This is a genomic window from Mangrovibacterium marinum, from assembly GCF_003046625.1.
GTDB lineage: Bacteria > Bacteroidota > Bacteroidia > Bacteroidales > Prolixibacteraceae > Mangrovibacterium > Mangrovibacterium marinum.
This window is the reverse complement of record NZ_QAAD01000018.1, coordinates 58,673-66,387: the sequence shown is the minus strand read 5'-3', so window position 1 is coordinate 66,387 and position 7,715 is coordinate 58,673. Positions and strand designations below refer to the sequence as shown.

At 49.7% G+C, this 7,715-nt stretch carries 4 protein-coding genes; all 4 read right to left on the bottom strand.

From position 1 onward, the window contains the following. Window positions 1-56: 56 nt before the first annotated feature. Window positions 57-1,058 carry a PorP/SprF family type IX secretion system membrane protein gene (locus tag C8N47_RS14815; protein WP_107823348.1) on the bottom strand — a complete coding sequence of 334 codons (1,002 nt, stop codon included), beginning with the start codon at window positions 1,056-1,058 and terminating at the stop codon, window positions 57-59. Window positions 1,059-1,061: 3 nt separating this feature from the next. Further along, window positions 1,062-2,090 (bottom strand): T9SS type B sorting domain-containing protein, encoded by a 1,029-nt coding sequence (locus tag C8N47_RS14810; RefSeq protein WP_107823347.1) that lies wholly within the window; start codon window positions 2,088-2,090, stop codon window positions 1,062-1,064. A 250-nt stretch (window positions 2,091-2,340) separates the two neighbouring features. After that, window positions 2,341-3,429, bottom strand: coding sequence for a hypothetical protein (locus C8N47_RS14805; protein ID WP_146161541.1), 1,089 nt, complete (start codon window positions 3,427-3,429; stop codon window positions 2,341-2,343). A gap of 64 nt (window positions 3,430-3,493) precedes the next feature. Then, complete coding sequence (locus C8N47_RS14800) at window positions 3,494-7,561, bottom strand: PKD-like domain-containing protein (protein ID WP_146161540.1); 4,068 nt, start codon at window positions 7,559-7,561, stop codon at window positions 3,494-3,496. Between the last annotated feature and the right edge of the window lie 154 nt (window positions 7,562-7,715).

The window sequence follows — 7,715 nt, the reverse complement described above, 5'->3', positions numbered from 1 at the left end:
TAAACTCTTTGGAACTTGGACTTTGGTATTTGGATTTTGGTATTTGGATTTTTGAACTAAAAATACTGCTTCCGGGTATAGGGTCTTCGGTAGAAGTCGAACTCGTAAACAACGCGGATTTCGTGGGTTTGCAGTTGGTATTTAAAGATTTCGCGGCCAAAGGGAAACTCCATGGCATAACCAAAGCGGATATTTTTCATCATCACAAACTGGGTGAGCAAAGCAGCGGTATTGTTAGTTCGGTACATCGCTCCCACCCAAAACTGGTCCCAGAACAGCCAGTTCGCTGCCAGGTCGGCAACGATGGGTTCACCGACAGCACCTTTCACGAGCAGGGTTGGTTTAAAACGAATTTGGCGCTGACGACCAAAGAAGTAGCCTCCCAGCAGGTAGCAGTAGCGAACATCGGCCAGCGAGGAGAAGTTGGCGATATCGGACCGAAACTTGTTGGAGATGATCTGCGGGATGGACAAACCAATGTAGTATTCACGGGTATAAACCAGGGCGCCAACGCCCCATTTCAACATCAGATGCTGGTGAACATCGGTTGCAAAAGCCTGGTCGGGTTCATCGGTCCCCCAATCCAGGTCGTAGCGGGTTAGCAGGTTGTCGTAGTTGATAATGCCCACCTTGAGGCCCAGACGCAGGTCGGTTTTCCAGTCGAGGCGAACCTGGTAGGAATAGTCAGCTGCAATGGTCAGTTTATTTTCGTAGCCGATATGCTCGTTATTGATATTGAGGCCGATGCCATTATTATCGTTTTTCACCGGTTTGTACCAGCTGGCAGCTGTCATCAGGGGAGCTCCTTCCTGGCCCATAAAGTAACGGCGGGTGAACACCTGCACCCCCACTTTTTCCCACATCCCGGCATAGGCCGGATTGATGGTCTGCATGCCGTTCATGTACTGGGTAAATACCGGGTCGGTATAGATTTTATGCGAGCGATCGCGGTCGATCTGTGCAAAAACGGACGAGACGCCACACATGCACAGCACGACCGGAATCATTCTTTGTAAGAAGACCCTTTTCAATCCATAAGCCCGCATTTCCTTTCTCATTTCCTAATTGCCTGATTTTGTATTTCCATAGGCCACCATGACGAAGCCCCGCTTCAAATCGCCGTTTCCTTTATCCAGCAAATAGAGGTACACGCCCGGGATTACCATACCGTCGCTATTATGATGATGCCTGCTGGTTTGCCCGCCCCACCACAAATCGGCTTTCTGATACCCCCAAACAGTTGTATTCCCGTAGTTTTCCTTCTTGTACAACAGGTAACCCTGCTGGTCGAAGATCATCAGTTTCGCCTGCGGATACTGCTCAATACAGTCGATTACAAAATAGTCGTGCACCCCATCGCCGTTCGGCGAAAAGCCTTCGGGAATAAAAAAGTGGCAGCTGGTATCGGAATTGGCCGGCTCGCAGTCGAGCCCCTCGGGAATGGTAATGCGCACCACAGCGGTATCGCAGAGCCCTTGGTCCACATCGAGGCACAGCCGGTAAATGAACGAGTCGGTACCAAACACATCCAGGTCGGCTAGATAGCGGATAGATCCCTGGTCGTCTTCCAGATGCAGCACTCCCAGGGTCGGCTCCTCCACAATGTCGACCCGAATCGGAAAGTTCTCCCAATCCCAGTGGTCGTTCTCGGTCACATTATCGAACAGCGGATCACAATCGACCGTATAGCTGTCGGGCACCGCCTCAGGCGGTATCAGCTCGTCTTTGGGTTCCAGAATTTGAATTATTCCGGCCTGCATATTATTGGTGCACTGCGAAGCATTCCAGCGGGTAAGCTTGAAATAATAGGTTCCCGGCTGATGCCATATCACCTCAACCCGTGATCCTGTATTTATCCCATTGACAAATTCAGCCATATCGGCAGTCACCTGCCCCTGGTCGACGGCGAAATCGACTGTTGAATCGGCATACAACTCCCACGCATAAGTTTCGCCGGGCTTTGGCTCGATCTGCAACGTTGTTGACTGACCTGAATACACCGTAAGCTGGGCCATGGCTGAAGCCGTAGCCAGCAATACCGGTAGCATTACCAGTATCCATCTGCTTATATGGTATCCAAGTCGGTTCATGAATCAATTTTGTTCTATTCCAATTAACTGGCAGTTAAAACCAGCGTTGGGAGGACGCAGGGAAGGGTTCGAATCGTGCGTTGCGTGTACACAGCTCAATAATCCTCCAACTCAACAACCTCCGGTGAGCCCTTGTCTGATCAGCTCCAGTCTGTCATTCTCCCATCAAAGGCCTCGGCCTACCCTCTCCCGTTGCTTCGGAAGAGGGCTTGACGAGGGTATTTGATTATGAAAAAAGCAGGAAGCCAAACTAGTTGTTGACCGAAGTTTTTAGGATGAAATGTGGATCCGGCATAGCGGTATCTGTATTTTCCGGTCGTGGTGTAATGGTTGTTGAAGCCGAGTCGCCTTCATCAGCAGCCTTTGGATCGGTACAGGTCTCATTGACTGTATCATACATACCATCCGCCAATTTACCATCCAGGTACATGGTCAGGGTTTGAGCGTTCAGGGTTTCATAGGTGTTGTGATCCACTTTCACACGAACAAACACCGAAACACCGGCATCGGTATACGTACCGTCGGGCTCAATATGAGTGGTTCCGGAAACCAATGGCGACCATACTGTTGTAGCATTCCAGCTCCCCGGCAGCGCGTAAGTATATTCGTACTCAACACCCTGAACAGCGTTCAATCCATCTAAACGAAACTCAGGAATCCAGTAATCGGTAAAATTGGCCGCGATAAACTCGAAATAAAGGTAGTTATCGCCATAGTCGTAAACCAGCTTGCCACTTCGCATTTTCATCGATTCAATGTAATCCACACAAGTCGTTGGCGTAACGCCGTAATCATCTTGGGAATCAGCTGGTTTTGCCGGATCCATCGCAATAATATCGACCGTAAAGTAGTTTTTCGGATCGATCAGCCACACATTCGCCTGGTCGGTGCAACCTGCAGCATTCTCGTAGTAAGCCACCACATACAAACTGTCGTCGGTATTGATGATCGAGTTTAATAAACCGGAAGTCCAGGAAATTTGGACTGTCCCGTCGGTATTCACGTTAACATCATCAGGATCGATTTCGACGTTGTAGTCATCAGAAGCTTTAAGCAAGCCATCCGCACCCTCCTCAAGGGCTTTATCAACGTTAAACTGGCCGTTATCGATGAAATTGGGATCTTTTGTGGCCCAAAAACGCCACTTACCATCACCAGTCGGGTCATTTGCTTCCGCTTCGTAGGTGTACTCCTTACCGGCCACCGGATGCAACTCATCAGTCGTACAGTCCAATTTCGTTGGTTTCGACCAGGTTACTGCTTTCTGGGCATTTGATTCGTTTATTCCTGCAACTGCTGCCAGCAGGAAAAGACCGAGGGTTAAAAGTTGCTTTTTCATAATCATTTTTTGTTAGAAATTCGGTTAAACTTTATTTTCTTTCTTCTAATTTTCGATTCAAATCCTAATACCGCAGTTCTATCTCCGGACGAGCTACAATTTCGATCACTCCATCCCTGACCTCGGACATATTACCACACGAATCCTCGAGCCAGTAACGAATGGTGAAATATCTGTTTTGCTGCCCTTCGTTCACAAAAAGGATATCAGCGCTCAATTCACTTGGCTGACCAGTTTCATCGTCCAGAAGATTTCCGTCCGCGTCCTTGATCGGATCGCCATGATCATCGACAATCGTCCAGTGAAGAGCCAGATCGTCCGCCGACGTACAATTATCGGAGAAATAAGCCGTTGGGTTCAGATCAAGATCCGTGCTCCCTGCCTGAAATCGGTAATAATCAGAGTAGGCAAAGACAAGCTCTCCACCCGACACGAAGAAGTCTTTGAGCCGATCCACACAATAAGTATGAATGGGAACGGGCTGCAAAACCGGAGCGGTGTTATCATCTACTGTAATTTTCTGTTGGCATTCGGTATAATTACCGGCAAAGTCGGTAGCGCGATAAGTGCGCAGGATATAGTCATCGCAGACTGATGCGCCAATAAGCTGGTCGTTAATCTGAATGTTGATCTCCTCCGGGGCGGTACAGTTGTCGGTTGCCCCCAGCGCCTCGGGCGAGGGCTCCGGGATTTCTTCGTAGCACTTCAGTTCCAGATTTTTAGGGCAGTCAAAATCAGGAGCTACGGTGTCGCCAAGCTGCACTGTGGCCAGCTCTGTTGCACACAGATGGTCGTTCACCAAAGCATTCACGGTGAACGCCGTTTTCTGTACCGAGTTAGGGATCAGGCTCACGAGCTGTCCGCTAATATCAAAGCCTGTGGCATCGCCGGTTCCTGTTGCTGCCACATTGCCGGGGATGTAATCCAGATTATCGCGCGACCATTCAAAAGAAAGTCCACTGATTGCCGATGAATTATCCGGATCGATCACCAGCAACATCTGCGCGTTATCGGGACAAAGCAAACCGTTGTTATCAACGATTGTAAATTGCGGCATGGGCTCCACGACCACCGTAAAGTGAAGTGGCTCGCCCACACAGCTGCCCGAAGACGGGCTAACCGTAAAATCGATATAGCCGGTTGTAGTACCGGTATTTTGTACCGTTTCGCGAATGACCGATCCGCAAGAACCCTCACAGCTCGTCCGGCTAATCTGAACATCCGGATTGCTGTCGCGAATAACAGCAGTCCAGCTATAATTGACCTTATTGGGATCGATCGGCTCTTCATGCAGCGCATCCACGCTACTTAAGCGAATATCGGTCTGTTCCGACGAACAATAAACCAGATCGCCAGCGGTTGATGTTACCGGATAGGGATTAATAACGTACCGCACCTCCTGCATACAGGACTCGGTATTGGCACAGCCTACATAAAAGATCCACTCGCCGGGAGTTGTGACATCTGGAATAATGCCTTCTTCGACCGGATCGAACTCACTTCCAGTGGTAATAAAATTCATATCTTCATCATACCAGCTAACATCATTATTGATGGCATTGATGAACTTGGCCTTATTGCTCTTATTAAACTGAAAATTGACCGTATTGTCGGAGGTAATATCATAATCGTTTACCACCATCTGGTAATATTTATCGGGATCCAGAACGATAACTGCCGTGGATTTCGCTTCGCCAACATCGATAAACCGCACAAAGCCCTGAGCCGGTTTGGCCGGATCGAAAGGGTACTCGTATATTGAATAGCTGAATTTACTTTTACTACTGTTGTTATCGTTAAATGCCAAAACCGGATCGTCTTCGTCGACGATAAAAATATCGGTCACCGCATAAGCCACCTCAACATCCGCCTCATAGGTGATGTCTTTTTTCGTAACCACATAGATTTGATCTTCTTGCGGGGCTAGGTCTTTCACGTGAGGTTCATCCAACCAGTCGAAACAGGTGGCCTCTGCGCTAAATGGTAAGTGAGGCTGCCCCTGACAAATCTCCACATCGGCCGAGTTCACAAAGCCCAGTCCCATATCGGCGGTAATCAACGTGTAGCAACCGGGGGAGGCACTATTTCGGGCGTATACCGTAACCGGACCGAAAGGCAAACCGGGGCCGGCTTCATCCACCGTTGTCCAGCTCGCACCATTATCGTAAGAATATTCAATATACCCAACATCTTCACCGGTGAAATTCAACGGATTGTTGAGATCACCATCCAAAGTACCCCGCATTTTTAAGGAACGTTCGGTACAGTTTAAGGAAATTCCGATAACCGGATTGCCAAACACTTTAATCGGAATATCTTCACTCAAACTACAACTTCCATCAGTTGAATAGGCCGTTAATCGCAAGGTTTGCACACCGGCAATCATCTGCACGCGGAAATTTCCGGGTGTATCCTGATAAATTTCCGGGCCTGTTGCATCATAAGTTCCATCCCGATATTCCAGTTCATATCTCCAGGCCTCCGGCTGGTCAACCGTTACATAGACATCGTCGAATTCGCAATAGCGGAGCGTGTCTGCACCGGCTTGATTGCGCACGGTAAAACTAAAATCGATCGACGGGTTGACAACGACAGGGTAAGTGAAGGTTTCGCTACAACCGGAAGCTGTCGACACAACCAGACTGTAAACAACGGTAACCGGATTCGAACCAGTATTGGTTAGCTGCTCTATTATTGCCGACCCACTGCCGGAAGAAGCCACATTGGAAATTCCGGCAACTTCTGATCGGGACCAGCTAAATGAAACGTCTTCAGCAGTAAATGCAGGTTCCAGACGAAATGGTTCACCACTACATACGACGGGCTCGTCAGCAGGTAAAATCAACTGCAACTCTTCAACGGTTAACTGATGGCTATCCGCCAAGTTGACCGTTACTCCGGAAGCATCCGTTACCGAAACCAAGGTGTAGGTGGTCGTAACCGCAGGATTGTCCGTAAAATTATAAGGTGAAGCAGCAATCCCATCAACATGGCGTTCCTCTGTCCCGTTTGAGTACACGAGATTCCAAGGTCCGGTTCCTGTCAGTGCGACAGACAGATTCCCGGTCGATCCTTTACATATCGTATCATCGCCCGATATCGTGGCAGTTGGCCGAATATCGGCAATGGCTGCCAGCGATAGGTCAGAATAGCTTACATTATCCAGCAACAAGCTCGATCGCCCGACACCTACAGAAGCGGTCAGGGGCGTCCATCTGGCTCCATCCCAATGGGCGGGCACCAGGTTGCTGCGAACAGCAAGATCGGGCACGAACACCGTTTGGGGATACATCGCAATAAGATCATAGCGCGTTAGCCCTTCGGTACTGATCTCCCAGTAGCGGTTCATATAATTGGTGGTATTATCGTCGTTCGGATGCTGTTGTTCATGCATTGCCAGGCGAATGGAGCCACTGCCCGATTCCTGTTGGATCTCCGAAAAAGCCATGGTCGACTGGGCGCTATTCGAGTCGTAAAGATCGACGGTGAGCGCACTACCACTTACCGGAAGCGTCAGTGAATTGTCGTGCAGAAGCAATCCGCTGACATTGGCCGTTTGACTGTAGCTTCCGGTCACCACCAGATCGGCCTTCAGCTCCAAGAGTCCCGACTGTATGCTCAAGCTGTTGGCGCTAACCGCAGCATTCAACGTAACCACCGACGTGATTCCACCTGCGACATCGATCTGCAAATGATTAAATAGCAGGGATGATGCTCCCCCAACGGAACTTCCGGCACCGGTCAGGCGGGTTATTCCCTGATCGGACCAGGTACCATTGACCGTCAGGTTGCCGGCAATGGTCAGGCTGGCTGTCGGCTCCAGGATGAGGCTGGCACCGACCTCAACAGTCAGGCTGCGACAGTTGGCCGTTCCTCGGATGGTGATCGTTTGTCCGGCTCGAATGATCACATCGTCATCCAAAGTCGGCACCCCCTGCGGACTCCAGCTAGTGGCATCGCTCCAATCCTGACTGGCAACCGCCTCGATATTGGCGGGCAGCGCCATCCCGGCAGCCAAGACGGAATTACCCGCCAGCATTGACATCAGGCAAAAAATCCCCGCCAGAAAAACGATCTTCATCGCTTTTCCGAAGAGCTCAGGCTTGCGGTATGTATTTCTACTCTTTGTCATAACACCATTCTCAGGCACAGAAGGATTACCTTCAGCTGCCGGCACAGGCTGCTTTTGGGGATGAGTTAAAAATCAGGGCTAACGGGCGAAACGAAAAGCTTGTTTGGCACAAAACTTCCAACAAACAGTATTCTCAGGCAACAGACCGGGCAGG